Genomic DNA, 25,756 nt, shown 5'->3' with positions numbered 1-25,756 from the left:
TGACGCGCTCTGGTCTGGACGTCTACGGTAGGGTGAATTTCGCTCATGTACTCCGTTGACAACAGGGCCGGTCGTCTCATCGAGGTGAGGCTCGCATCACCGCTCCCGACTGGCGAGGTCGACGCGTGCATCGCCCGGATCCAGGGCATCGTGACCCAGAACCGGCACGGCGCTGTCGTCTGCATCGAGCTGCTCCAGGTCGACGTGCTCGCGCCCGAGAGCGCGGAGAAGTTCCTGGAGATGATGCGGGTCCAGAACGCCACGGTGCACCGGACGGCCTACCTGCTGCCGGTGTCGAACGCGATCCTGGGGCTCCAGGTCGAGCGGCTCATCCGGGACGCGCACAACTCGAGCCGAAAGGCGTTTCGCGACACGACCTCGCTCGAGGCCTGGCTCGTCCCGGTGATGACGATGGTGGAGGCGCAGCAGCTCCGGAAGTTCCTGTCGCAGCTCGGCTGAAGCGGAGCGCACCGCCCGCGCCGTGCGGCGGCGCGGGCGCGCTCCGGGGCAGGCCCTAGCCGCGGACGAACGGCAGGTACTTCGGCTGCCAGAACCGCGCCTTCACATAGGCCTCGACGTTCCCGGGGTCGACCTTCTTGCTCCTCGCGACGCCGTCCTCGAACGCCGCCCGGATGACCGCGACGGCGACGCGCGTGGAGACCTCCTGGAGCTCCTCCACGGGCGGGTAGATGAGCCCCTTATCGAGGTGCTTCTCCGCCGTGTAGTCGACGAGCGCGTAGGCCGCCGCGAGCACCATGCCGTCCGTGATCTCGCGCGCGTCGGACAGGATGGATCCGAACCCGAGCCCCGGGAAGATGAAGGCGTTGTTGCCCTGGCCGATGGGGATGGTCTTTCCGTCGAGCTCCACGGGCGGGAAAGGGCTGCCGGTCGCGACGAGCGCGCGGCCCTCGGTCAGGGCGAGGAGCTCCTCGGGGAGCGCCTCGCAGGCGCTCGTCGGGTTGGAGAGGGCGAAGATGACCGGCCGCGGGGTGTTGGCGGCCATCGCCTTGATCACCGGCTCGCTGAATGAGCGCGGCTGCCCGGACAGCCCGAGGAGCACGGTCGCGCGCGTGTTCTCGAGGGTCTCGAGCAGCGTCGGCACGGCCCCGGCCTTCTTCCACGCTGCGATCTTCCCCGGATCCTGCGCGAACTTGCGCTTGTACTCCTCCATCGGGCGGTCCTTCGCGAGGAGGCCCTTGGAGTCGAGGACGAAGATGCGGGCGAGCGCCTCGTCCTCGGTGAGCCCCTCGCGGAGCATCCCCTGACAGATGGCCCAGGCGACGCCGACGCCGCCAGCGCCCGCGCCGTGGATCACCACCGATTGATCCCTGAGCCGCTCGCCGCGAAGCCTGCACGCGGCGACCACGCCCGCGAGCGTGACCGCCCCTGTCCCCTGGATATCGTCGTTGAAGGAGGGGATCACCTTCCGGTACCGATCCAGCACGGAGAAGGCGGCCTCCTTGGAGAGGTCCTCCCACTGGATGACGGCGCGGGGGCAGCTGCTCTTCACGGCGTCGACGAACCTGTCGAAGAAGTCGAAGTACGCGTCGCCGCGCAGGCGCCGCTGGCGGACACCGAGGTAGAACGGGTCCTCGATGAGATCGGCCCGGTCGGTCCCCACGTCGAGGACCACGGGCATCGTGTGGAACGGGCTCACGCCGCCGCCCGCGGTGTAGAGCGCGAGCTTGCCGATCGGGATGGCGAGCCCGCCATAACCCTGGTCGCCGATGCCGAGGATCGCGGAGGAGTCGGTCGCCACGATCATGCGCACGTCCTCCCACGGGAAGCTCGCGAGCACGCGCTGGGCGCGCTCGATGTTCGCGGGAGAGAACGAGACGCCGCGCGCGCTCTGATAGAGGAAGTTGAACTGCTGCACGGCCTCGCCCACGGTCGGCGTGTAGACGATGGGCAGCATCTCGCCGAGGTGGCGATTGAGCAGCGCATAGTAGAGGATCTCGTTGCGCTCCTGGAGCGCCCGCAGATACTGATACTTGGCGATCGGCGTCGGCTCGCGGCGAAACCCGCCATAGACGCGGGCGAGCTGCTGATCCATGGTGTTGACCTGCGGCGGGAGCAGCCCGTCGAGCCCGAGGTTCACGCGCTCTTCCGGCGTGAAGGCCGTCCCCTTGTTGGTCATGACGAGCCTGAGGAGGGCGATTCCATCGAAGTATACCTCCATGTACTCGCGGCCATAGGCGTCTTTCTTGACGTCGAAATACTTTGAGATCCTCACCATGGGAGGCATCCTAGACCGATGGGCGCGCGCCGGCGAGCCTTCCTTGAGCGCTCGAGCGCGCAAGCGGGCGAACTCGGGTGGTTCCCGCTCGGTGAATGGAGTGTTTCTGACAGTGTTATCGCCGGCGGGCGAGCCCGGGCGGATCCTGCTCGCCGGATGCAGTGTTTCTCACATTGCTATCGCCTCGTGGTATAGAGGCGCGATGCGACGCATTGCCGTCATTGGAGGCGGTCTGGCCGGGTGCATCGTTGCGTTCCGGCGAGCTATGGCGGGCGACCAGGTGACGCTCGTCGAGGCGGCTCCGCGGATCGGCGGGCAGCTCTGGACGGAGCGGGCCTCTGGCTTCGTCATCGAGCTCGGCGCCGAGGGGTTCATCGCGCGGAGCGAGGCCGTCCCTCGGCTGGCGAGCGCGCTCGGCATCGCCGGCGATCTCGTCGGCCAGGAGACGCACAGGTCGTTTGGCTTCGACGGCGTCGCGCTGCGGGAGCTCGCGCCGGGCGAGGCGGCGGAGTTCCTCGGCTTCCAGGTGCCGCGCGACGAGCTCGGCAAGGGGATCCGGACCTTCCGCCTCGGGATGGCGCAGGTGACCGAGACGCTCGCGCTCGCGATCGCCGGGCGCGTCGACGTGCGCACCTCCGCGGCGGTCGCCTCGCTCGCGCCGGTGGCCGGCGGCTTCCGCGTCGCGCTCGCCGGAGGGGCCGAGATCGACGCCGACGCGGTCGTCCTCGCCACCCACGCCGCCGGCGCGGCCGCGCTGCTCGGCGAGGCGGGGCGGGCGCTCCGCGACGCAGAGACGCTCTCCAGCGTGACCGTATCGCTGGCGTACCCGCGCGCCGCGATCGATCACCCGCTCGACGGCACCGGCTTCGTCGTCGCCGCGGGGCACCAGGCGCACGGCTTCCGCGCGTGCACGTTCACGACCTCGAAGTTCGCCGAGCGCGCCCCCGCTGGCCACGTCACGCTTCGCCTCTTCTTCCGCCCCGATCCGTCGGACCTCGAGCAGATGGGCGACGACGCCTGGACCGCGCGCGCCGAGGCCTCGCTCGCCCGCGTGCTGCGCGTGCACGGGCCCTCCGAGCGCGCGTGGGTCTCGCGCTGGTCGAGCGCGCTCCCGGTCTCCACCCCCGCTCACGCGGCGCGGGTCCGGGAGGTCGAGCAGGCGCTCGCCGGCAGCGGCGTGCTCCTCGCCGGTTCGGCGTTCCACGGCTCCGGGATCGACGCCGCCGTGCGCTCCGCCGAGGCGGCCGCGGAGCGCGTCGGGGCCCTGTAGCGCGCCGTCGCGCTCTGGCGCTGCGAGCAGCGCGGCCTGCCGGCATCGATCTGCGGTGACAGTGTCGACCCGGACGGGCGAGGATGCGCACCATGACCACGGAAATCACCGGCCGTCGCCGCGCGCGCGACGTCGAGGGGCGTCTTGCGCTCGGCTTCATCGCGGCGTGCGTGGCCGCGGGCTGCCGTGACCAGCCGCCGCGGCCGACCGCCGAGAGCGCGCCGCCCGTCGCGGCGAGCTCACCTGCCGCCGTCGCTTCGACGAGCAGCGCTGCGCCGCCGGCGCCGTCGGCGTTGCCCGCGTCACCGGCCCCGCCCACGCCGAGCGCGCGCCCGCTCACCGACAAGGAGAAGCAGGCCCTCGCCACGTACAAGGCCGCGCTGGCGAGAGGCCGGCTCGCGACCAAGAAGCAGGACTTCAAGGCGGCCATCCAGGCGTTCTCCGAGGCGATCGCCGCGGACCCGAGCGACGCGCGGGCGCTTGCGGAGCGAGGCTTCGCGCACCTGACCGCGGGCGACAGCGACGCGGCGGATGACGATTTCGACGCGGCGCTCGCGGGGGCGGGCGATCCCGAGCTGCGCTCCCAGATCTGGTTCAACCTCGGGCTCCTGCGCGACAGGGCGGGCGACGCCGAGGCGGCCCGGGTCGCTTATGCCAACGCGCACCTGCTCAAGCCCTCGGCGGCGACGCGCGGCAAGCTCGCCGGCAGATCGACGTGCACCGTGGAGGTCCGCAAGGCCGACCTCGAGGGCGCCGAGCCCGTGAAGGCGTGGACCGATCTCCTCGCGCGGATCGGCACCGCCGAGGAGGCGCCCGGCGAGGCGACGAGCGAGGCCGCGGCGCGAGAGCGCCTGTGCAGGCCCGACTCGAGGTGGGCGGACAGCCCGTGCGCCGGCGATCCGCCGTGGGTCTTCCCTCGCGACTACATGATGTACGTGCACCACAGCAACCATGTGGTCTTTCCCCGCAAGCCGAACGGGTTCCTGGTCGTGAACGGCGGTCATTCGGGGGGCTGGCCCGCGCACTGCCATGGGATCCGCAGCGTGAGCGGCTCGGTCGAGGGGGGGCTGCTCGTGGTCGAGAGCACCTTTCACGGCGCGGGCGCGGTCTACGACGGAGAGGTCGATGGCGAGATGCGCTGTCGGGACGGCGCGAGCTACCGCGAGCGGACGTTCTATGACGCGCGCACCGGCCGGGCGATCGTGGCGCTGCGCTGGCCGGCTGGGAGCGAGGCCGACGTGAAGGTGCAGGGCGGTGAGCTGGTCGTCTCTGGCGGCGGCTGCGACGAGCGAGTTCGGCTCGGCGCCAACACCAACGCCAGCACGAAATAGGCCACGAGGTGCGCTGCGCGCGGTCGCCTGTTGCTGGCGCTCCCGGCTCAGGGGGCCTGAGCGCCGTCGTGGGACGTGCGTGACGCCCTCGGCATACCCAGGTCCAGGGCGGGCGCCTGGAAATAGACAATGGCGTGGCACTTCGATTGCACCCATTGCACCGACTGCACCGACGCGCTCGGACCGGCGATCGCCGAGGGAGCGCCAGTATTGAAGGCGTTGAAGGCGACGAAAAAAAAGAATCGACTCGAGGAACTTTTCTGTTGCGCAGCCCGTCCAAGGGGAGTACTTAATCCGAACACGAGGATTCGCCATGTTTAGCCGCCACGACAACCTGCAGCTCGTCACCATCCTGTCCAAATCGGGAACGCCCGATGCGGCCATGGCATGGGATCGCCTGCTGGGCGGTGGCGATGAACATTTGGCGCATAATCCAGGTTACCCTTGCAGCCTCCGTCCGTCGCGGAAGCTCGGTAACCCGGAGAATAGCGCCTAGAGGCAGCTAAGCACGCGTCGATCGACGACGTTCGCGAAGGCCGCCTCGGGAAACCCAGGCGGCCTTCGGCGTTCTGGGGGCTTGTAGGCTGTCGGCTCGTTGCGGCTATCGGCCCGCTTGTGGGCTGGAGATTTGCCGTGGGCTGTCGGCCTGCCGGTGGGTTGGAGATCTGCTGTGGGCTGTCGGCCTGCTGTGGATCGCCGGCTGCTGGCGAGTCGAGGAGATGCGTTGTCTTGCGCGCAGCGCGCGACGTCGTCGCGTGCCGTGGTGGGGGAGTTGCGCCCGGAGAAAGGAGGCGCGGCAGAGAGTGCGTTGGGAGCATTCGATTCGCGAATGAGCGCCGCGGCGCGCGTTCACGGCGCCGGGTAATGCGTTCGCGGAATGGTCGACGTGTATTGGCTTGCTGACACAGCAGGCCATGCGGAGGTGTGCCCTCCGCGCGGACCCGTAGCTCAGCTGGATAGAGCAGCCGCCTCTTAAGCGGACGGTTGGAGGTTCGATTCCTCTCGGGTCCACCTGTCCTCGCCGGCGCAGCCGCGCCGGCGGTGGGGGACACCTGATCTGTGACAATCCAGGATGATGTAGATGGAGGCGCGCTGCGCCTCCATGTTCCGGTGTAGCTCAATGGTAGAGCGCCCGCCTGTTAAGCGGGTGGTTGGAGGTTCGATTCCTCCCGCCGGAGCCGCGCCCCCATCGCGGGAGGCAGGCCCGTTTCGCTCACGCGAGGCGCCGGCTCGCCGCCGGCCGGGGGCGCGTCGGCGCCTCGTTCGAGCAGGCGCTGCGGGATGTAGCCTAGTGGAAAGGCGCCTCATCTGGGGTGAGGAGATCCGCCGGTTCGATTCCGGCCATCCCGACGATGATTTGCGTGGGTGTTTCTCTTCTGGTGAAGAGGGCAGGTTGTGACCCTGCGGAGGCGGGTTCGATCCCCGTACGCCCACCCAGGACGGGTCGAACGTGCTCGGTTATCTTTGGGAGATCAACCCGAGCGTGCTCTTTTATCCGTCCTCTTTTGCCCGGAGGCCCGGGCCGGAGGTGGTGTGATGGCCGATTATCTGAAGCACTTCGCCGCGCTGGTCACCCCGCAGCGGCAGAAGGCCCGCGCCGATCAGGTGAAGAACAGCGCCGGCGGCTTTGCCTTCGCCCTCGACGAGTGGGCGAGGCTCGACCGCTGGCTGATCCTCGGCGCCGAGGGGGGGACCTACTACGCGACCGAGCGGAAGCTCACGGTGGAGAACGCCCGCGCCGTCGAGGCGTGCCTCGCCGCGGACGGTCCCCGCGCCGTGCAGCGCATCGTCGACATCAGCGGCTCGGGGCGAGCGCCGAAGAACGCGCCCGCGATCTTCGCGCTCGCGATCGCCGCCGCCGATGCGGAGCTCGAGACCCGGCAGGCCGCCCTCGCGGCCTTGTCCGAGGTGTGCCGCACGGGGACGGATCTCTTCCACTTCGCCCGCGATGTGCAGGGGTTCCGCAAGTGGGGGCGCGGGCTCCGGTCCGCCGTCGCCGCCTGGTACAATGGCAAGCCCGTCGACAGGCTCGCGTACCAGGCGATGAAGTACCAGCAGCGCGACGGCTTCAGCCACCGCGATCTCCTGCGGCTGGCGCACCCGGTGGCGCCGACCCCGCAGCACGACGCCCTTTACCGCTGGATCGTCGGCGGCATCGAGGCGCTCGGCAAGGAGTCGGCGCGCGGCAAGGCGCTGCCCATGACCGATCTGCCGGACGCGGTGCGCGCGTTCGAATCGCTCCGCGCGGCGACGAACCGCAAGCAGATCACCGCGCTGATCAGGCAGCATCGCTTCACGCACGAGATGCTCCTGACCGAGTGGAAGAACGACCCCGCGGTCTGGGAGGCGCTGCTCGAACACATGCCTCAGACAGCGCTGCTCCGGAACCTGGGGAAGATGACCGCGATAGGCCTGCTCTCGCCGATGAGCGACGCGTCCCGCAGGGTGGCGCAACAGCTCACCGACGCCGGGCGGCTGCGCGCGGCCCGGGTCCACCCCATCGCCGTGCTCTCGGCCCTCAAGGTCTATGAGCAGGGCCACGGTGAGCGCGCTCGCCGGCGCGCCAACGCGCTCTCATGGACCCCGGTCCGCGAGGTCGTCGACGCGCTGAACGAGGCGTTTTACCTTGCGTTCCGGGCGGTCGAGCCGACGGGGAAGAAGCTCCTCCTGGCGCTCGACATCTCCGGATCCATGACCAGCGGCTCCATCGCCGGCGTCCCTGGCTTGACGCCGCGTGTGGCGAGCGCGGCCATGGCCATGGCGACGGCGAGGATCGAGCGTGAGTACGGCGTGCTCGGCTTCTCGGCGGCGTCGGGCGGGTACGGCGGCAAGTGGGGCGGGGGCGTCTCCGGCCTCATGCCGCTGTCGATATCGCCGGAGCAGCGCCTTGACGACGTGCTGCGCGCGGTGAATGGCCTGCCCTTCGGCGGCACCGACTGCGCGTTGCCGATGGTCTGGGCGAAGCGGAACCGGGTAGAGGTCGACTCGTTCGTCATCTACACGGACAACGAGACCTGGGCGGGCGGCGTTCACCCGTTCCAGGCGCTCAGGGAATACCGGCAGGCAATGGGCCGACCGGCCCGGCTGATCGTCGTCGGAATGACGTCGACCGGCTTCTCCATCGCCGATCCGACGGACCCCGGCATGCTCGATGTCGTGGGGTTCGACGGGGCGGCCCCCCAGGTGATGGCGGATTTCACCCGGGGTGTCTCGTGACAGGCAGCGTGACGGACGGGCTCCGCCGGCCCGTCCGTCCGACGAGGGCGCTCACAAGCACCCTCTTTTTGCGGGACGCCGCCATGGTGGATGGCACCTGTCCTTCACCCTTTGCCTCGGATTTCCCGGGCCGCGGAGGGACAGTTCTCGTGGTTCGACTCCAGCGTCCCGCTCTCAGCAAAAGCCCCCGAGCCCGAATGGATAGGGGCCGGCCTACGAAGCCGGTCGATGCGGGTTCGAGTCCCGCCGGGGGCGCCGGGATCCCCTCTCCGTCGCCCGCTCTCTCGCCCGATCCGGGCCGAAGGACGACGGTTCTCGGATCCCGACCTTGCCGCCGTAGCTCAGCCTGGTAGAGCACCTGACATTCCGCTCTCCACCCGTTTGCCCGATCCGGGCCGAAGGAGGACGGTTATCCGTTAATCTGGATGACGCGGGTTCGAATCCCGTCGGCGGCGCTGGTTTGCCCTCGTATGCATCTGGTGAGGCAGCCTGATTGTCGATCAGGTGAGGGGAGTTCGATCCTCCTCGGGGGCGCCTCGGGGTGTGCGTTATGGAGACGGCGGAGCCTCCAAAACTCCTGCGAGAAGGTTCGATTCCTTCACACCCTGCCGCAAAAAAAGGAGCGTGATGGACCCAATGGGAACGATGGATGATCGTCCAACGGACAAGGAGGTAAAGGATGTGGGGAGACAAGGAGATGAATGTTCGATGATGAAGATCTGACGCCAGGACCGCTGGCTCGGGGTGATAGTTCAACCGGGAGAACACTGCCTTCGCACGGCAGGGATCGAGGTTCGACCCCTCGTCGCTCCACCGGACGGGCCAATGCTCGTGGGTTACCATGCCGCTTGGCAGTTCCCCCTTGGGGCCTCCCCACGGCGCCCTTTGCCCGTTCGTTCGTCTCGTTGCCGAGGCGGGCCGCCGTCCGGCGGCCGCACACGATGTGCGGCGCGCGGCGCCCGGCGGCCCGCCTCTTTTTTTCGATGAACCCGCGGTGGTAGCTCAACGGTAGAGTGCGAGCGTGCCAGGCTCGCGACGGGAGTTCGATTCTCCTCCACCGCTCCCTTCAGGGGCCGCGCCTCGCGGCGCTCTGCGCCAGCGACGTCGCGGCGCCGGGCCGCAGGTCGGCTCTCCTGATCATGTGCTTATCATGTGTCCTTGTCCCCATCTCGCTAGAGGCTCAGGCGGCCGGGTTTTCGCTCCGGAGGCGCGGGTTCGAATCCCGCTGGGGACACTGGGCCGCTCCGCTCGCCAGCGTGCACCTTTGGGCGCCCGCGCCCGAGCGGGCGAGCCTGCCAATTCCATCTTGAGGATAGATTTCTGGGTGTGGCTCAACCTGGTAGAGCACCGGCTTCGGGAGCCGGGGACTGGGGGTTCGAATCCCCCCACCCAGACCGCGGAGGAGCGACAGCTCCGCCGCGACGCGCGACGAAGACCCTCTGGGTGTGGCTCAACCTGGTAGAGCACCGGCTCGGGGAGCCGGGGGCTGGAGGTTCGAATCCTCCCACTCAGACCGCGTCGCGCAGACGTCACCGTGACGGAACGGCATACGTGGCAGGCTGAGATCCTGCGCCCTTCGGGGTATGTGGGTTCGAGTCCCACCGGTGACACCCTGCCCGGGTGGCGAAACGGCAAACGCTGCTGGCTTAGACCCAGCCATCTGGGGGTTCGACTCCCTCCCCGGGCACCGATTGCGTCTAACCTGGAGTGACGTCATGAAGAGAAAGAGACGATAGAGAGGTGGGCCATGATCGCGCAGACGCTGCTTTTGACGCCATGGATGGTGCCCCATAAGGTCATCCCCTGGCAGACCGCCGTCACGATGAGCTTCCTGGGCAAGGTGGAGGTCATCGAGGTGTACGACGACGTCATCCGGTCGCCGTCGCTCTCCATCAAGGCGCCTGCGGTGGTGCGGCTGAAGCGGCCGACGCTGGGGATGAAGCGCGGCGTGAAGTTCTCGAGGCTCAACGTCCTCCTGCGCGACGGCTTCCGCTGCCAGTACTGCGGCGAAAAGAAGGTGGCCCGTGAGCTCAACTACGATCACGTCATCCCGCGTGTGCAGGGTGGCAAGACCGTCTGGGACAACATCGTCGCTTCCTGCTACGCGTGCAACTCGGCGAAGCGGGGGCGTACGCCGGAGCAGGCCGGCATGAAGCTGCTCCGCGCCCCGGTGAAGCCGAAGTGGCTGCCGCCTGCGCCCGTCATGGGCCTGAGCGAGCGGCGCATCCCGGAGGTGTGGGCAGGCTACTGCGCGAGCTCGGGGTGAGCTGAGCCCCTCGCGCCGGCGCGCCCGCGGCCCGTCATGCAGACGGCGGGTCGGGCGCGCCGGCGCGCGTCGGGGCTTCCGCCGGCGGCCGCGCGGGTGCAGGATGGGCAGGCATGGAGACGCGTCAGGCCGAAGGCCGCGCGGAGGACGAGGACGCGCCGTTCCCCGCGATCCTGCGGGGCTGGCTCATCGAGGGGGAGCTCGGCCGCGGCGGGATGGGGCGCGTCTTCCGGGCGCGGCACCCGAAGACGCGGGCGCGGGCGGCGATCAAGGTGCTGCTCGGCGACTACGCCCGCCGGCCGGACGTCGTGGCTCGCTTCCGGCAGGAGGCGATCGCCGTCAACATCATCAACCACCCCGGCATCGTCCGTGTCTTCGACTCCGGCGAGCTCGAGGACGGCTCGCCCTACATCGTGATGGAGTACCTGGACGGGCGGGGGCTGCGTGACTGGGTGCAGGCCGTGCCGGCCGCGGATCGGCCGCGGCAGGTCGTGCGGCTCGGCTACCAGATCGCGTCGGCCATGGCCGCGGCCCACGCGTCCAAGGTGGTCCACCGCGATCTGAAGCCGGAGAACATCATGGTGATCGACGACGAGCTCGCCCCCGGGGGCAGCCGCGTCAAGATCCTCGATTTCGGCATCGCGAAGGTCCTCTGGGGCGGCCTCCCCGAGGTGCTGGAGCTGGAGGCCAGCGGCCCCTTCGCGCCCGCGTCCGTGCCCACGCTCCGCACCGAGCTCTCGGCGCCGACGGCGCCGACGGTGGGGATGGCACCCGACCCCGAGAGCGCCGTCGGCTGGGCGAGGATCGCGAGCGGTCCCGCGCGCGACGCGCGCTCGACAGCGGAGAGCGAAGGGGGCTCGCCAGAGGAGAGCGACCCGCGCGAGGACGACGCGCTCCGGAGCCTTCCTCGCGTGAGCCTCGAGAGGCCTGCGATCCAGGTCCTCCCCGCGCCGGTCGAGATCCCGCCCGGGGTGGTCTCCTCAGCAGCGGGGCGCGTGTCCGTCGAGCCTGCCGGGCCCGCGTCGAGCGGCGGGGGCGCGGGACAGCCCACGATGCCGTTCACGCAGGAAGGCGCGTGGGGCCTCGGGACGAGGAGCTACATGGCGCCGGAGCAGGAGCGCCACTCCGGGAGCGTCGACGTCAAGGCGGACGTCTACTCCCTTGGCGTCATCCTCTACGAGCTGCTCGAGGGGCAGACGCCCGACGCGCCGCGCGGAGCGTGGCCGCCCCCGATGAGCGCCGCCACGCCGCCCGATCTCGTCGCCCTCGTCCACCGAGTGCTGTCGTTCGACCCCGATGCGCGGCCGCGCATGGCGGAGGTGGCGACGGCGCTGCACCGGCTCGGCCGGGCGAAGAAGGAGCTCGACGAGGCGCTCTCGAGGTGGGTCGCGAGCGGCAGGGCCCCGAGGCTCCTGCCGCGCGGCAAGGTGCTGCACGAGCTGTCCGCGTGGGCCCGGGACATCGACGACCTCTCGGGCCTGGAGCGCGGCTTCCTCGACGCGGCCCTGGGCGCGGAGGCGCGACGCGAGCGGCTCACGAGGGTGCTCCTTGCGCTCGGCGTGGTCTTCCTGATGGGCATGGTCGCGACGACCTCGGTGTTCTGGGTGCATGCGACGCGGGCGCGGGCGACGGCCGAGGCCGCCGAGCGCGCCGCGCGGGAGCACAGCCGCCTCGAGGCGGCCGCGAACGCCTCCGCGCAGGAGGCCCTCGCGAAGATGACCGAGGCGCAGCGCGCCACCGAGGAGGCGCTCGCGCTCGCGATGAAGGCGAGCGACGACGCGAAGAGCGCCAACTCCGCCAGGGAGTCGATGACCGAGGCGAAGCGCCTGGCCGAGGGCGCCGAGCTCCGCGCGAGGCGCGCGGCCCAGGCCGCGGCCGCCGCGAAGGCGGAGGCCGACGAGCGCTACGAGCAGTCGAGGAGCGCCATGGAGCGCGAGATCGCCGGGCTCGAGGGCGACCGCGAGCGCCTGTCGGCGCGGCTCGGACAGGCCGAGGACGAGCGCGAGAGGGTGAGGGCCGCCCTCCGCTCGAGAGAGCAAGAGCTCAGGGCGGCCCTGTCGGAGCTGAGGCGCGAGTCCGGGCGCGTGGGCTTGCTCGAGCGCAGGCTCGACGAGGCCTCCGCGCAGATCGACGCGCTGGAGAGGCAGAACGAGGAGTGCGCCATGCGGCAGCCCAGGGCGCAGCCGCAGCCGGAGCCTCCCCCGGACGGGGACATGGCCCCTTCGAAGGAAGAGAGAGAGGAGATCGCGACGCCGCCGGCCGAGCCCCCGGTGGACTCGAGGCCTCGGCCGGCGCCCCGATGGCGGTGGCGACGAGATACGACGATATAGCCGCGACCTCGGCGGACAGCGGGGAAGCGGGGCTCGCGCCGCGCGTCCGAGCCCCGCGCGCCTGTGCATTCCAGTTAGCTGAGCGTAGGGATCTCCTCGCGGCCACGGTTGCCGCCGCGCGCGTCCACGACGCGCACGCTGCTCGCCTGGGGCCCCTCGTCGCCGTCCTCCTCGGTGTAGGCGACGCCCATGCCGACCCTCAGATCGGAGAACGGAGCCGACACGATGCTTCGCTCGTGGAAATAGATCTCCCGACCATCGATCGTCGTGATGAACCCGTAGTCGTTGAACAGCTTCGCGATGACGCCGGCCGTGTCCTGCGCCGGGTGTGCCTTCACCTCGCTGCGCTGCTCGTGCGAGAGCTTCTTGAGCTGGCGACCGGCGCGCTGGAACACGTCGCGCACCGCCGCCGGCAGCAGGTTCCTCGCGGCCCGCTCCTCGCTCACGATCTCGTGCTTTCCGGCCACGTGGAGGTCGACGCGCACGCGGTATTCTCCGCCCGTGCCCATGCTCGCGTGGTCGCGCTCGACCACCACCGCGCAGCTGTTGATGTGGTCGTTGAAGCGCTCGATCTTGTTCGCTTGCTCCCGGATCAGCTCCTCGAGCGAGGGGCTTTTGCCGATGTGTCGGAAGGTGAGCTCCACTTGCATGCTCTCTCCTTTCATCCTGCGTCGCTGGGACGCCTCACTGCAGTCGCTGTGGGAGCATCGTCGGTATGCGCCCGCTTCGCCGGAGGCGCAGGCTCCGAGGGATTGGCCTGCGACCGTGAACACCTCGCGTGTGCTCTGCGTGCTCAGGTAGCAAGTTCGCTGCCATGGCCGCTCAGCCGCGCACCAGCCGCGCAGCGCGCTCCTCCGCGGTCGAGCGCGCCAGGCGCGCGCGCGGAGGCGCAGGCTCTGCGCGGAGGGCGCCAGTTCTTGCGTCCCTCGTGGATCTCCAGGCTGGCGCGGTGGTGTGGCACGAAGCGACGGGGCGTCCTCTCCTGGGGCAATTTGCGACGTGCGGCGTGGTTCATGTCATTCCATCGCGTCTCGTCCGCGCTCCATGCGTGTCGGGGCCGGGAGCGATGCCGTCCGCTCCTGACGAGCTCTGCCATCAGGGGTCGCCGCGAGGCGCCGCGACCACGACGGCCCCTCGGAGCGCGGAGCGACGCGAAGGCCCGCCCGCCGTGCCGATCGGGAGCACGTGCGCGCGGTGCGTCGTTGTGTCGTCGTGCGGCGCAGGAGCAGCGACAGGACGGCGAGCACGAGGGCGAGCGCTCGCGCCGCGAACGTCGCCGCGCCGCCGGCGCGCGCTCCTCCGCTCGGCTCGCCCTGCGCCGTGCGCCGTGCGCCCGAGCTCGCCCTCGTGCTCGCCGTGGCCTTGTCTCGAGCTCGCTCCTCGGCGCCTCGGGGCGCCGCTTCAGCGGATCTCGAAGACGTAATCCGTGTCGTAGGTGCGGACGAAGAGCTTGCCGTCCTTCTCGACAAGGAACTCGGGGCCGCTCTTCAGCGGCAGCTTCGAGACCACCTTGCCGGTGGCGCGCTCGAGGACATAGAGGAAATCCGGCTCGGCCGTGAAGCCGTATCCGCAGAGGAGGTGATCTCCATGCAAGGCGAAGTTCTCGGCGTTGCAGACCAGCGGCGCGCTCTGCCAGAGGAGCTGTCCCGAGGCGAGCTCGATGGCCGACAGGTAGGCGTTTTTGCCCTTCGACGAGGCTGCATACGTCCTGTGCCCCGACGAGATGTAGAGGACGCCGTCCTCGACCATGGCCCAGCCGATGCTGCCCTTCACGAAGCCGGCTTCCTTGGGATCGAACTCAGGTGGCATGAGGAAGCTCTCGAGGTCGAAGAAGGCGACGATCGTGTGCGCCGCGTCGAGGATCGCGACGAAGCGCGCCTCGGCGAAGTTCGGGCCGTAGAACAGCGCGAGGTGGTCCCCGTGGCCGATCGCCTTGACGAGCACGTGATCGCGGTAGCGCTCGGGAGCGAAGGAGGGGAAGGTGTCGCTCGCCCCGCCGGCGTCCGCGTTCGGCGCCGCCGTGATCATGGGCAGCGCGAGGCCGTTCGTGGTGAACCATGCCGCCTCGTCCGTGATCTGGTTCTTCTTCTCGGCGACCTTCACGAGGCGCGGCGCAGCGGAGCTTCCGGCAGGCGCGCGCCGGAAGAGCGCCGCGCCGAACGGCGGCGGCGGGAGCCTCACCGGAGACCGGCTATCGAGCGCCGCACCGTCGTCCGCGGCCACCAGCGCCGGCTTCCCGTTGCCGCCGCGGCGGGGCGGCGCGGGCTGCGGCGGCGGAGCGCCGTCGTGAGGCGCCGGCGTCGCGGCGCCGGCAGCGCCAGGGGGCGGCGCGGCGGCGTCCTGGGAGGCGCGGGCCGGCGGCGCCGAGGGCGGCTGACACGCGCATACGGCGAGCAACGCAGCGGCGAGCCAGCGTGCGGGGCGAGGTGGCAGAGGCGGAGGCGGGGCGGCGAGCACGCGCGCAGCGTACCGCATCCGCCCCGGCGAGAGGGCGCTCCGAGGCGCGGGAGCTCAGCGGGCGGGCGTGAAGGAGAGGTTGAGCGTGTAGGGGCCGGCGTCTCGCGAGCGGTACGGCTCGACAAAGATGAACAGCGGCACGCCGCCGTCGACAGCGATATCGGTCCTCTCGTCGCGGCCTTCGATCTGCTCCTCGATGCACGTCAGCTGGCGGCCCGTGCAGCCGGTCCGCACGTAGAAGCCCTGGTCGGTCGCGGAGGAAAGCACCAGCCTGAGCCTGCCGGCGCTCGCCGGCGTGAACGCGTGGATCCCCTCCCGCATCCCGGTCCTGGTGCAGGTGCCCTCGAACACCATCGTCCCGCTCGCCGTGTCGCCCCGGTTCTCGCCGAGGACGGCCACGGGCGCGTCCGCGCAGATGTCGTCGAGCTCCAGGATACACTCGGCGGAGCAGCCGTCGCCGTTGACGGTGTTGCCGTCGTCGCACTCCTCGGGCGGGCTGACGATGCCGTCCCCGCACATGGCCCGCGAGAACGAGAGATCCAGCGTGTACGTCCCCGCGCCATCGGACGTGACGGCGTCGACGAAGATCGGCACCTCCTGGTCCTTGCGCACGACGATCTCGATCACCTCTTCTTCAGGCCCTGCACCCGAGGGGGCGGTCTTGTCCTGGCAAGCGAGCTCGGTGGACCCGTCCGCGCATGCCGTGCGGGCGTAGAGGACGTGATCCCTCCCCGACTGGAGCACGACGCGGAGCGTGCCCGATTGCCCGGCGGGAGGCGTGAACAGGTGGACCTCCTCGGGCCCCACGCCCCCGCAGGTGCCTTCGAACACGCGCGTGCCCAGCGACGTATCGCCCTCGATCGTCGTCGTCGTCGCCGGCGGCGCGTCCGCGCAGGCGGCGTCGACGAGCGGGCGGCAGGTCGCGGCGCAGTCGCTGTCCGCGCAGTCGACGCGCTCGTCGCCCTCGTCGTCCTTGCCGTCGGAGCAGTCCGTCTCGCCGAGCTTGCAGAGGCCGTCGAGCGTGTCGCACACGCCGAGCGCCGCGCACTGCGAGTTCTCGGTACACCCAGGGATGCACGCGGTGCGCTCGCCGCTGATCTCGCCGCACCGGTAGCCGTCGCGGCAATCGTCCGGCCCGCTGCACCGAAGGAGGCACAACCCCAGGCCCTCGCCGAAATCTTCACAGAGGCCGCCGTTGGGACAGTCCCCCACGGCGGGATCGCATTGGCCCGCACAGGCTCCCGACGGCCATCCCCACTCGCGCTCGGTGATGCAGTAGTCCTCGGGACAGGCCGCATCGCGAGTGCACGCCGCTCCATAGGGCGCGGGGCTCCCTCCGCCGGAGCCGCCGGTGCCCGTGGGCTCGGCGCCGCCGGAGCCGCCGGTGCCCGTGGGCTCGGCGCCACCCGCGCCGCCGGTGCCCGTGGGCTCGGCGCCGCCGGTGCCTGTGGGCTGGGCGCCACCGCTGCCGCCGGTGCCCGTAGGCTCGGCGCCACCGCTGCCGCCCGTGCCGGTCGCGTCCGACGCACCGGCGCCGCTGCCCGTGGGCTCGGCGCCGCCGGAGCCGCCGGCGCCGCCTTCGCCACGTTCGCCGTCATCGCCGCCGCACCCAGCGGTCGTCGAGAGCGCGAGCACAAAGAGACCTGCAACGAGTCGTACGTTCATCCACCCGCTCCACCAGACGAGAGATTGTCGAGACGCGAGGTGCACTTCACCCCACGGCGCAGCGCCGGACCATCTTCAGTGCAACGGCTTCGCCTGCCAACCCCCGGTTCACGGCATCCGTGTTCGTTGGCGCGCCGCGTTTGCCGCGCGCCGCGCTCGTCATGCGCGATCCGCGCAGGACAGCGGGCCGTTTCGCGGAAAGAGAGCGCACGGAGGCGGCGTGCGTAGCATGCGAGCCCACTGGCCCACGCCCGCCAGCGCGCCGGTCGTGCAGCGCGGGTGGGTCCGTCCGGGGGCGCACATCAACGCGATGGGCGCCGACGCGCCCGGCAAGCAGGAGCTCGATCCCGGCATCCTCCGGGACGCGCGCGTGATCATCGACGACTGGCACCAGGCGACGGAGAGCGGTGAGGTCAACGTGCCGCTGCACGCGGGCGCCCTGCGCCGCGAGCACATCCATGGGACGCTCGGCGAGGTCGTCGCGGGCAAGTCGAGCGGGCGCGGTGAAGCGGTCATCACCGTGTTCGACTCGACAGGGCTCGCGATCCAGGACGTCGCGCTCGCGCGCGTCATCTACGCCGCCGCGCGCGAACGGGGCGCCGGGACGGCGTTCGACTTCTTCGGCTGAGCGCGGCCGCTACGGCGTCCTCGCGCACCGCACGCCGAGGCTGTAATAGGGCGCCGACGGCGCGACGCTGACCCGCTCGGACGTCAGCAGATAGCTCGCTGTGCCGAAGCTGCTCCCGCCGCGGACCACCCGGTTCGAGGTGTCCGTCAGGTTGGCGCAGTCGACGCATTCCGCCGGATAGGTCCCGTACCCATCCAGCATCCACTCCCGCATGCTCCCGCCGAGATCCGCCTGCGTCCACCGCCCGTCGCCCTTCGGCGAGCGGGACCCGACGTGCACGATGTCGCTGAAGTCGCTCTGGAATGTGCAGCCGGGCGCCGTGCTCTCCCTGCAATCGTAGGAGGCGTAGCTCGCGTCGATGGTCGTCGACTCCGGCGGATTCGACCACGGATACTGCCGCTGCTCGTCCCCGCCGGCCGCCGCGTAGTTCCACTCCGCTTCTGTCGGGAACCGGCCCCCGTCCCACGCGCAGAACGCGAAGGCGACATACCAGCTCACGCAGTTCATCGGCAGGTGCTCATGGGCGCCCGCCTCCTCCGTCCACGTCCGCATGTCCGCGTTGTCCGGATTGCACATCACCGCTGCTCTCAGCGCCGCCGCGTCCGGGGGCAGCTCGCTGTTCCAGGCCGGGTTCCACCCGCTCCCCTGGATGCCCGGGTGCGCTCCCGCGTCGGCCGCGGGCTGGCTGCCGGGGTACGCCTCCAAGAACTTCCGGAACCTCCCCACCGTCACCTCGAAGCGATCCAGCCGGAAGTCGCTCACCGTCGCTGGATATGCAGCATCGTTGCCGCGGTCGAAGGTCCCCCCGGGCACCACCGCGCTCGCGCAGCAGCTCTCGCTTTCACCCGGCCCGCACGTCGATGGCAGCCCTTCGCAGCTCGGAGGCGTCGTGCACGCCCCTCCGCTGCACACGGGCGCCTCCGCAGGACACGGCTCCGGGGCGTCCCACTGATCGCGGTCGTTGCACCGCTCTAGCCAGTTGTCCGAGCACCGCGCGTCGCCGCGCGTGCACTCGCCGGCGCCGCCGCCGCTGCCGTTGCCGGCGCCGCTGCCATTGCCGGCGCCGCCGCGGCCCGAGCTTGCGTCGCCTCCGCCGGAGACGGCGTCGCCGCCTGCGCCTTCGAACGGGTGATAGTCCTTGTCCAGCCCCAGTATCGCCGTGCAACCGCTCGCCATGAAGGCCGATGCCGCCCACCACCACCGACGCGTGCGCTTGCTCTTCATATCTCCTCTTGGGCCGCTCTCCCCGCGCTGTCCACCGCGGCGCGCGCCCGCGATCATATCCGGCGATGCGCGCGGCTGCGCCGCCTCCAGCGGTATGGCTGCGCTCGACGCGCTTCACTCTTCGGGAACGGAGGAGCGACGGCTGGCTCGTGAGGGCACTCCGGGATGGGCGGGAGAGCGACGGTTGGCTTGCGGGGGCATCGTGAGATGGGCGGAGGAGCGACGGCTGGCTCGCGGGGGCATCGCGGGATCGCTCGCTGGACGCCGCGTGGGGCCGCGGTAGACGGCGCCATTCCACCGCGTGCGCCCGTCCGGCTGGCCTGTGGACGACGAGGCCGTCCCGTCCCCAGGAGCTGCTCTTACGCAGGCGCTATCGCCGGCGTCAGAAGCGCCCTCGCGCGCCGAACACGGCCCCCTCTGGCCTTGCCTCCAGCACGCCCGCGCTGATCCACCTCGGGCTCGCGCTGGCCGCCCGCGCCGCGGTCTTCGGCTCGGTGAGATAAAGGACGAGCGCCGTCCCGGCCCCGGCCAGGCCCACCGCGAACCCGATGGTGCTCACCGTGGCCAGCGTGTTCGCGCTGTCCCCGGCGTCGCGCCCTGTCGTGTCGCAGGCCTTCGGGTCCGTGGCCTGGATGCCGCTGCCGCAGTGCTCGTCGATGGTGCCTTTCTTGTCGAGCACGAGCCCGCCGGTGATGCCGCCCAGCACGAAGCCCGCCGCGCCGAGCCCGCCCGCCAGGTAGAGGGCCGTTCGACGGCCTGCGGGCGCCTCCGGCGCATCCGGCGGGGCCGGTGCAGGCGCCGGCACGATGGCGGGCGTCGGGGACGCCGGATGCGGCGCGGGGGCTCGGGCGGCCGGCGCGTCCTTCAGCGCCAGCGTGAGCTCTTTCGTCTCGCCCGCCGCGATCGTGACGTGTTGTTCCCGCACGGGCTCTCCCGGCGCCTGGATCGACACCCGGTGATCTCCCGGGTCGACCGGCAGCGCGACGCCCAGCGCGGCCTCGCCCAGCACGGAGCCGTCGCGCTGGACCACGGTGCCCGCCGGCGCCCCCGGCGGCAAGGAGAGCGCGAGCCTCGGGATCCGGGGCGAGAGCCGATCGCGCTCCTTCATCGCGAGCTTCGGCCGCTCGCCCTGGCGGGCCTGCTCGGCCGGCGTCATCCGATCGAAACGCGCCAGGTAGTCCTTGAAGCGCGCGACCGCCGTGGCGATGCGGCCCCACTGGGCCTCGCAGGACGCCAGCGTGAAGAGCGTGCCGGGCTGAGGGTCGATGCGCTCGCTCTCGGCGAGGGCCTTGCAGCCCGTCTCGTAACGGCCTGCCTGCATGTCGGCGAGCCCCCGTTCGAAGAGCGCCTCGGCGGCAGCGATGTCCTGCGCCGCCGCAGGAGCCGAGAGGGAGAGCACGCCGAGGGCGGCTAGGAGAGGGGCGGAGCGGCGGAGACAAGGGGTCATGCGCTGGCACTCGGCAGGTGAGGAGAGAGCGGGAAACGCGGGCACTGGCGCGGTGGGCGGGCGGATTGGAGCACGAAGGCGGCGAGGTGGGAAGGCGGGGAAGGGGAGGAAGGAGAGGGGAACGGGGCGCCGTGCCGTGCTCTTCACGACGGCGCTCGAACCGCTCGGGGGCAAGAGGAGGTGGCGCTGGGCGCCCAGGGCGCGCACGGTGTTGCCGTGGACGCGGAGCTCGGCGCGCAGGACGCGAGCCGGCGCTGCCGCGGAGGTGCAGCTCAATACCGGCCGTACGGGGAGGTCGATGTCGTTGGCTGCAGCGCGGGCGGCTTCTTGTTGCTCGAGGGCGGCCTGGGGCCCGATAGCGATGGCTTGGCCGCGGGGGCCCGCGACGGCGCACCCGGGCGGAGCGTTGTCGACGTGGGTGCCGCGGAGACTCGCACTGCCGCTATGGACGGCGCGCGCGGCGCCGTCGTCGAGGCGGGAGGAGGCGGCGCTGTGGCGGACGGTTCCGCTGCCGCGGGAGCCGACGCGGGCGCCGGCACGAGGGTTGGTTCGGGCGTCGACGCGGGCGCCGGTGCGAGGGTCGGCTCGGGCGCTGCCGCCGTCGACTCCGGCGTCGCTGCCGCCGTCGTGACGTCAGCCGCCGCCGGCTCACCGCCGCGGCTGGCGCGCAGCGCGAGCCAGCCGCCGCCCAGCAGCACGAGGAGCCCGAGCGCCGAAAGCCCCGCGGCGAGCGGGGCGCGGCTCGGTCTCGACGGGCTGGACAGCATGCCGGACACCGCGACGCCGGTCGAGCTCCCCACGAGCGCCGGACCGGACGAGCGCGCGTCGCGCTCCGCGCCCGCGCTCATCGCCGCCGCCGGGGCCGGCTCGGTCGTGACGAGGGCGGGGGACAACGCCGCCGCGGCGGGGGCCACCTTCGCCGCGGTGGGGGCCGTTCCGGGCCAGGACGGCGGGCTCGGGAACGTCGCCTGGCCGCCGGCGACGGGGACGCCGAGCACCTCGCCGAGGGCCCGCACCGCGTCCGTGGCCCGCTGGAACCGCGCCGCGGGATCGACCGCCGTGGCCCGGGCGAACCACGCGTCGAAGGCCGGCGGCAGCGTCACGCCCATCGAGCGCGCCCGCTGCACCGGCGGCTCCTGCGGGCCGCCGACGGCGATCATCGCGAACGCGAACACGCCGTCGACGGTGCTCGCCTCGGGATCCCAGTACGAGGCGCCCACGAGCAGCGTATAGGCCATCATGCCGAGCGCGAAGATGTCCGCGGCGCCGGTGAGCCTCGTGCGGCCGTGGAACTGCTCGGGGGGCATGTAGATCGGCGTGCCGAGGCTGCTCGTGGCGCCCGCGGCGGTGGAGCCCTCGGCGACGAGCTTGGCGATGCCGAAGTCGAGGATCTTCACGCGGACCGAGCCGTCCTCGCGCTGCGACAGGAAGATGTTCGCGGGCTTGAGGTCGCGGTGCACGATGCTCGCCGCGTGGGTCCGGTCGAGGGCCAGCGCGGTCTGGTAGAGGTAGGTGACGGCCTCGGCGGGCGGCAGGCGGCCGGCGCGCTCGACCCGCTCGCCGAGCTCCTCGCCGCGCAGGAGCTCCATGACCAGGAACGGCATTCCGGTCGCCTCGTCGACGCCCGCGTCGAAGACGTCGACGATGTGCTCGCTCTCGACCCTGGCCCCGATGCGCGCCTCTCGCTTGAAGCGCTCGCGCATCTCCTCGCTCTGGAAGAGGTGAGCGTGCATGACCTTGAGCGCGCGGCGGCGCTCGGTCTCGAGGTGAATCACCTCGTGCACGGCCCCCATCGCGCCGGCGGCGATGAGGCGCACGACGCGGTAGCGGCGCGCGAAGACCGTCCCCTCCGCAAGGATGACCGACACGAGCCGAGGCTCACGCGCCGGGTGGGCGGCGTCAAGGGGACGGAGGGCCGCTGTCCGCCGGTGACGAACCCGGGAGGCAGCGCGCCGCGTGGGGCGCGGGGGGAGGCGGTGCGGTTGCGCCTGCACCCGCGCCGGCTCGGCCCGGGGGAGCCCGCGGCGGGCGCCGCGGGCGCTCTTCGCGCCCCGAGGGGCGCGGCGCCGCGAGGGTGGACTGTGGAGCACCACGCGTGGAGCACCACGCCCGGCGCGACCGTGATCGCACCGGCTCCGGGTGTCCTCGCGAGGGGGAAGGTCATCGTCTTCGCGCACCGGGCCCCGACGTCATTGTCGCGGTCCGACGGGTCGTCGTCGTTGCGCGTGGAGGAGAGCAGGGAAGACGCATCGTTGTTGAAGCTCCCGCCGCGGATCACCCGGTCCGAGGCGTCCCTCGCGACGCCGTCCGGCCCGTACGGGCGCCGGACGGGGGGAGCTTCGCGCGGGTGGGCCGTGCAGAGCCAGCCGCCGAGCATCCTGCCGACCTCGTCGCTCTCCTGGGCGAAGTGGAGGCGCTGGGCCTCGGAGACGCAGCGGAGGGTGTGGGCGAGCCGCATGAGCACGCGGGCGCGGACCAGGCCGCGCGAGGCGGCGGTGAGGTCGGCGCGCTTGTCGCGAAGGGAGGAGGCCTCGACGAGGTGCTCGGTGACGTCGAGGCAGGCATGGAGAAGGCGGTCGCTGACGGTGAAGCGATGTCGCGAGGGAACTTGGCGACCCGCTCGGCCACCCAGGCGAGCAGCGATTCCATCCGGACGGCGATCACCGGCGCTGCAGCCGGGCCGCGGGCTCCGCCCCCGGACCCCCGGCTTCCCGCGTTCCGACTGCCATCGTTGCTGTCAGGGCCGCACGTCTCGGCCAGTCCGACACAGCTCGGCGGCGTCACGCACGTCCCTCCGCGGCACACCGGCGCTGCAGCTCCACACGGCGCCGCGTCCCTCCATCGCCCAACCTCATCGCAGTGCTGCGGCCGGTTGTCCGTACACCGCACCTGCTCCGGCCCGCACTCCCCCGTGCACTTCCCAACCACGCACGTCTGCTCCTCGCATTCCCTTCCCTCGGGCGTGCACTCCACGCTCCCGCCCTCGCCTCCGCTCCCGCCCCCTCCCGCGCTGCCTGCCTCCCCGCCGGCGCTCGCTGCCCCTCCACTGCCACCGCTGCCCGCTTCCACCACCTGGTAGCTGGGCTCCAGCCCCGCCACCCACCCGCATCCGCCCGCCGTCAGCGCCCATCCCGCCCACAGCCATCTCGCGCCCGTCCGCTTCTCCATGCCTTGTCCCACTGCCGACACGCTTCCGCTGTCCACCCACGCCCGTCCTCCACCTCTTGCCCTGCTGCGTCGCCGCACGCTCGACCCGCGCACACCCGTGCTGGGGCGGCAGGCGGTTTCGAGCGTGACGGACACCGCCGAGGCAGTACGAGCGGTCCGTCCTCTCTGCCCTGGCTCACGGCGGCGGCGAGCGGGGCACGCAGATTGCTGTCGCAGCGCTGCCCGCCCTCCGCGACCTCGATGAGGAGAGGGGCAGGCTCCATCGCGATTCGGCGCGACCAGGGCCGCAGAGAAAGGCGCCTCGAAGGAGAGCGTGCCGTGCTCCTGCGGCAGCTCCGCGCTCGTTTCGGCGAGCTCCCGGAAGCCGCCATCGCCCGAGTCGAGGGGGCCGAGATCGCAGCGCTCGAGCAGTGGGCCGAGCGGGTGCTCAGCGCCAAGACCCTCGCCGAAGTGCTCGACGAGCCGAGCTGAGGACCCCTGCTGGGGATTCCGCCCGACACGCGATCCTGCCGGCGCGCCGGCTCGGGCCCAGGGGAGCCTGCGGACCGCGATCTCCGGCGCTGCAACCGGGCCGGGGACGGAGCCCCGGATCGCCGGCTCCCTGCGTTGCGGCTGCTATCGCCCGACATCGGCGATGAGCCTTGCTTGATCAAGAGTTCAAGGATCAAGCTTCAAGGGGAGCGATGCGTTGAGCGAAGTTGATGCCATGTTACCGCGGTGTCCTCGCGCACCGGGCCCCGACGTCGATTTTGCGGGCCGACGGGTCGTCGTAGTTGCGTCCGGAAGAGAGCAGGGTCGACGCAACGTCGTTCCAGCCCCCGCCCCGGATCACCCGATACGAGGCCATGGCCATATTGGCGCAATCTTTGCAGTCGCCTGATGGGTACGGCTCCGCGTACCAGTCCAGAACCCACTCCCGCAGGTTCCCGGCCAGGTCCGCCTGTCCCCACCTCCCATCTCCCGGCGACCTCGACCCGACGGCCTGCATGTCGCCGGGGGGGGTGCACTTGCCGTCAGGCCCGCAGCCATACACCGCGTGATCGGCATCGATCGCCGTCGAGTCTGCCGGTCTCGACCATGGATACACGCGCTGCCCGTCCGCGCCTCCTCCTCCCGCCGCCGCGTAGTTCCACTCCGCCTCCGTCGCCAGACGGCCCCCATCCCACGCGCAGAACGCGAACGCCACGTACCAGCTCAGGCAGCTCATCGGCAGGCGCTCGTGATCACCCGCTGCATCCGTCCACGTCTGGAAGTCTGACTCGCACTTCACCGCCGCCTTCAGCTCCGCTGTGTCCACAGGCAGCTTGCTCGCCCAATCCGCATTCCACCCGCTACCCGCGATCTTCGGGTGCGCACCTGCTCCCGCCGCCGGCTTGCTCCCGGGATACGCCTCCACGAACTTCCGGAAGCGACCCACCGTCACCTCGAACCGATCCAGCAAGAACCCGCTCACCGTCGCTGGATACGCTGCGTCGTTGCCCCGGTTGAACGTGCCCCCGGACACCGCCTCCCCCGTCGCGCAGCAGCTCTCGTTGCTGTCAGGGCCGCACGTCTCGGCCAGTCCGACACAGCTCCGTGGCACGCACTCCCCTGCGTCGCATGCGGGCGTCGCCGCACCGCACGGTTCCGCGTCCTCCCACGACCCGCGCTCTCCGCACCGCTGCGGGCGATTGTCCTCCGAGCAGCGCACGTCCTCCGGACCGCACTCCCCGGTGCACTGCCCATCGACGCACGTCTGACCGACGCACCGCTGTCCGGCCAGCGTGCACTCGTCCTCGCCGCCAGCTCCCCCGGCGCCTTCCATACCGCTGCCAGCTCCCCCGGCGCCTCCCCTCCCGCTGCCAGCTCCCCCGGCGCCTCCCCTCCCGCTGCCAGCTCCCCCGGCGCCGGCTTCGGCTCCGGTTCCGCCACTGCCTTCTTTCTGCACGTAATAACCGTCCTCCAGCCCCGCCGCCAGCGCACATCCGCCTGCCGTCACCGCCCACGCCGCCCACAGCCATCTAGCGCCCTTCCGCTTCTCCATGCCCTGTCCTACTGCCGCTCGGCGCCCGCTGTCCACCGACGCGCGTCCTCCCACGCGTTCCCTGCTGCGCCGCACGCTCGACATGCGCCCGCCCGTGCCGAGCAGCAGGCGGTGCCGAGCGCGACAGACACGGTCGAGGCGGCCCGTCGCCCCGAGCGCGCCATCCTCTCCGCCCTCACGCATGGCGCTGGCGAGCTGGGCGGGAACCTCGCCGCCGTCGTCGTGCCCAACCTCCGCGACCTCGAGGAGACGGCCAGGTCCACGGCGATCTCGGGTTAAACCGATGGTTGGGGTCCCCCAGGGCAGCACCTGCGTTCGCTTCCAGGACACCGATGACGTTGATCGAGCGAGAAGTGAGCCGCCAAGGCGCCAAGGACGCCAAGAACAAAACACAACAACCGTCGGCCCCGGGAGAGGGAGTTCGTGGCGTGGCGGTGCGCGGGGGAGGGCCGATGTCTGAGCCGATCAACCGTCGGCCCCGGGAGAGGGAGTTCG

At 71.4% G+C, this 25,756-nt stretch carries 19 protein-coding genes and 14 tRNA genes; 24 read left to right on the top strand and 9 right to left on the bottom strand.

Translation table 11 applies throughout. From position 1 onward, the window contains the following. The first annotated feature begins 45 nt into the window (after positions 1–45). On the top strand, positions 46–459 hold the full coding sequence (locus tag POL72_RS08720) for a hypothetical protein (protein ID WP_272094562.1): 414 nt from the start codon (positions 46–48) through the stop codon (positions 457–459). Between the two features lie 55 nt (positions 460–514). Here the strand turns inward: POL72_RS08720 and POL72_RS08715 are convergent, their stop codons facing one another. Then, entirely contained in the window at positions 515–2,236 is a 1,722-nt protein-coding gene (locus POL72_RS08715) for an NAD-dependent malic enzyme (protein ID WP_272094561.1), read from the bottom strand. Positions 2,237–2,438: 202 nt separating this feature from the next. Here POL72_RS08715 and POL72_RS08710 point away from each other — a divergent pair, with 202 nt between their 5' ends. The 20 genes from POL72_RS08710 to POL72_RS08615 all read left to right on the top strand — a co-directional run bounded on the left by POL72_RS08710 (position 2,439) and on the right by POL72_RS08615 (position 12,649). Then, the gene (locus POL72_RS08710) at positions 2,439–3,506 is read left to right on the top strand and encodes a protoporphyrinogen/coproporphyrinogen oxidase (protein ID WP_272094560.1); all 1,068 of its coding nucleotides are present in this window, start codon (positions 2,439–2,441) and stop codon (positions 3,504–3,506) included. A 92-nt stretch (positions 3,507–3,598) separates the two neighbouring features. Beyond that, on the top strand, positions 3,599–4,837 hold the full coding sequence (locus tag POL72_RS08705) for a tetratricopeptide repeat protein (protein ID WP_272094559.1): 1,239 nt from the start codon (positions 3,599–3,601) through the stop codon (positions 4,835–4,837). 313 nt (positions 4,838–5,150) lie between these two features. Beyond that, positions 5,151–5,333 carry a hypothetical protein gene (locus POL72_RS08700; protein WP_272094558.1) on the top strand — a complete coding sequence of 61 codons (183 nt, stop codon included), beginning with the start codon at positions 5,151–5,153 and terminating at the stop codon, positions 5,331–5,333. A 441-nt stretch (positions 5,334–5,774) separates the two neighbouring features. Further along, a tRNA-Lys gene (locus tag POL72_RS08695) sits at positions 5,775–5,848 on the top strand. A 95-nt stretch (positions 5,849–5,943) separates the two neighbouring features. Then, a tRNA-Asn gene (locus POL72_RS08690) sits at positions 5,944–6,015 on the top strand. 99 nt (positions 6,016–6,114) lie between these two features. Continuing rightward, a tRNA-Pro gene (locus POL72_RS08685) sits at positions 6,115–6,187 on the top strand. Positions 6,188–6,199: 12 nt separating this feature from the next. Beyond that, a tRNA-His gene (locus tag POL72_RS08680) sits at positions 6,200–6,274 on the top strand. 99 nt (positions 6,275–6,373) lie between these two features. Beyond that, on the top strand, positions 6,374–8,053 hold the full coding sequence (locus tag POL72_RS08675; protein WP_272094557.1) for a TROVE domain-containing protein: 1,680 nt from the start codon (positions 6,374–6,376) through the stop codon (positions 8,051–8,053). 183 nt (positions 8,054–8,236) lie between these two features. After that, positions 8,237–8,308, top strand: a tRNA-Arg gene (locus POL72_RS08670). A 75-nt stretch (positions 8,309–8,383) separates the two neighbouring features. After that, positions 8,384–8,508: transfer RNA gene (locus POL72_RS08665), tRNA-OTHER, on the top strand. 7 nt (positions 8,509–8,515) lie between these two features. Beyond that, positions 8,516–8,587: transfer RNA gene (locus POL72_RS08660), tRNA-Asp, on the top strand. 207 nt (positions 8,588–8,794) lie between these two features. Further along, positions 8,795–8,866: transfer RNA gene (locus tag POL72_RS08655), tRNA-Ala, on the top strand. A 178-nt stretch (positions 8,867–9,044) separates the two neighbouring features. After that, a tRNA-Gly gene (locus tag POL72_RS08650) sits at positions 9,045–9,115 on the top strand. A gap of 98 nt (positions 9,116–9,213) precedes the next feature. After that, positions 9,214–9,287, top strand: a tRNA-Glu gene (locus tag POL72_RS08645). An 86-nt stretch (positions 9,288–9,373) separates the two neighbouring features. Next, positions 9,374–9,447 (top strand) — tRNA-Pro (locus POL72_RS08640). Positions 9,448–9,492: 45 nt separating this feature from the next. Next, positions 9,493–9,566 (top strand) — tRNA-Pro (locus POL72_RS08635). A 15-nt stretch (positions 9,567–9,581) separates the two neighbouring features. Then, positions 9,582–9,663: transfer RNA gene (locus POL72_RS08630), tRNA-Leu, on the top strand. Positions 9,664–9,667: 4 nt separating this feature from the next. Beyond that, positions 9,668–9,740: transfer RNA gene (locus POL72_RS08625), tRNA-Leu, on the top strand. 60 nt (positions 9,741–9,800) lie between these two features. Further along, the gene (locus POL72_RS08620; protein ID WP_272094556.1) at positions 9,801–10,319 is read left to right on the top strand and encodes an HNH endonuclease; all 519 of its coding nucleotides are present in this window, start codon (positions 9,801–9,803) and stop codon (positions 10,317–10,319) included. 113 nt (positions 10,320–10,432) lie between these two features. Continuing rightward, positions 10,433–12,649 (top strand): serine/threonine-protein kinase, encoded by a 2,217-nt coding sequence (locus POL72_RS08615; RefSeq protein WP_272094555.1) that lies wholly within the window; start codon positions 10,433–10,435, stop codon positions 12,647–12,649. A 74-nt stretch (positions 12,650–12,723) separates the two neighbouring features. Here the strand turns inward: POL72_RS08615 and POL72_RS08610 are convergent, their stop codons facing one another. The 3 genes from POL72_RS08610 to POL72_RS08600 all read right to left on the bottom strand — a co-directional run bounded on the left by POL72_RS08610 (position 12,724) and on the right by POL72_RS08600 (position 16,771). Then, on the bottom strand, positions 12,724–13,299 hold the full coding sequence (locus POL72_RS08610) for an HPF/RaiA family ribosome-associated protein (RefSeq protein WP_272094554.1): 576 nt from the start codon (positions 13,297–13,299) through the stop codon (positions 12,724–12,726). Between the two features lie 751 nt (positions 13,300–14,050). Beyond that, on the bottom strand, positions 14,051–15,046 hold the full coding sequence (locus tag POL72_RS08605) for a PQQ-binding-like beta-propeller repeat protein (RefSeq protein ID WP_272094553.1): 996 nt from the start codon (positions 15,044–15,046) through the stop codon (positions 14,051–14,053). Positions 15,047–15,160: 114 nt separating this feature from the next. Further along, on the bottom strand, positions 15,161–16,771 hold the full coding sequence (locus POL72_RS08600; RefSeq protein ID WP_272094552.1) for a DUF4215 domain-containing protein: 1,611 nt from the start codon (positions 16,769–16,771) through the stop codon (positions 15,161–15,163). 229 nt (positions 16,772–17,000) lie between these two features. On the opposite strand from POL72_RS08600, the gene POL72_RS08595 reads away from it, so the two are divergent. After that, a complete protein-coding gene (locus tag POL72_RS08595) occupies positions 17,001–17,399 on the top strand; it encodes a hypothetical protein (RefSeq protein ID WP_276596611.1) in 399 nt (132 codons plus the stop codon). 9 nt (positions 17,400–17,408) lie between these two features. Here POL72_RS08595 and POL72_RS08590 read toward each other — a convergent pair whose 3' ends face one another. The 4 genes from POL72_RS08590 to POL72_RS52135 all read right to left on the bottom strand — a co-directional run bounded on the left by POL72_RS08590 (position 17,409) and on the right by POL72_RS52135 (position 22,702). Next, a complete protein-coding gene (locus POL72_RS08590; protein ID WP_272094551.1) occupies positions 17,409–18,623 on the bottom strand; it encodes a formylglycine-generating enzyme family protein in 1,215 nt (404 codons plus the stop codon). A gap of 382 nt (positions 18,624–19,005) precedes the next feature. After that, positions 19,006–20,022 carry a hypothetical protein gene (locus tag POL72_RS08585; RefSeq protein WP_272094550.1) on the bottom strand — a complete coding sequence of 339 codons (1,017 nt, stop codon included), beginning with the start codon at positions 20,020–20,022 and terminating at the stop codon, positions 19,006–19,008. A 320-nt stretch (positions 20,023–20,342) separates the two neighbouring features. Further along, the gene (locus POL72_RS08580) at positions 20,343–21,938 is read right to left on the bottom strand and encodes a serine/threonine-protein kinase (RefSeq protein ID WP_272094549.1); all 1,596 of its coding nucleotides are present in this window, start codon (positions 21,936–21,938) and stop codon (positions 20,343–20,345) included. Further along, positions 21,842–22,702, bottom strand: a complete 861-nt coding sequence (locus tag POL72_RS52135) for a hypothetical protein (protein ID WP_444547638.1) — start codon at positions 22,700–22,702, stop codon at positions 21,842–21,844. The genes POL72_RS08580 and POL72_RS52135 overlap by 97 nt, the downstream gene beginning before the upstream one ends. A gap of 854 nt (positions 22,703–23,556) precedes the next feature. On the opposite strand from POL72_RS52135, the gene POL72_RS08575 reads away from it, so the two are divergent. Next, complete coding sequence (locus POL72_RS08575) at positions 23,557–23,709, top strand: DUF4351 domain-containing protein (RefSeq protein ID WP_272094548.1); 153 nt, start codon at positions 23,557–23,559, stop codon at positions 23,707–23,709. A 238-nt stretch (positions 23,710–23,947) separates the two neighbouring features. Here the strand turns inward: POL72_RS08575 and POL72_RS08570 are convergent, their stop codons facing one another. Then, entirely contained in the window at positions 23,948–25,261 is a 1,314-nt protein-coding gene (locus POL72_RS08570) for a formylglycine-generating enzyme family protein (protein ID WP_272094547.1), read from the bottom strand. Positions 25,262–25,372: 111 nt separating this feature from the next. On the opposite strand from POL72_RS08570, the gene POL72_RS08565 reads away from it, so the two are divergent. Continuing rightward, complete coding sequence (locus tag POL72_RS08565; protein WP_272094546.1) at positions 25,373–25,540, top strand: hypothetical protein; 168 nt, start codon at positions 25,373–25,375, stop codon at positions 25,538–25,540. The last annotated feature ends 216 nt before the right edge of the window (positions 25,541–25,756 follow it).

This window comes from Sorangium aterium (assembly GCF_028368935.1).
In the GTDB taxonomy this organism is placed as follows: domain Bacteria; phylum Myxococcota_A; class Polyangia; order Polyangiales; family Polyangiaceae; genus Sorangium; species Sorangium atrum.
Note: the sequence above shows the minus strand (reverse complement) of the source record. Positions and strands in the feature narration are given on the sequence as shown.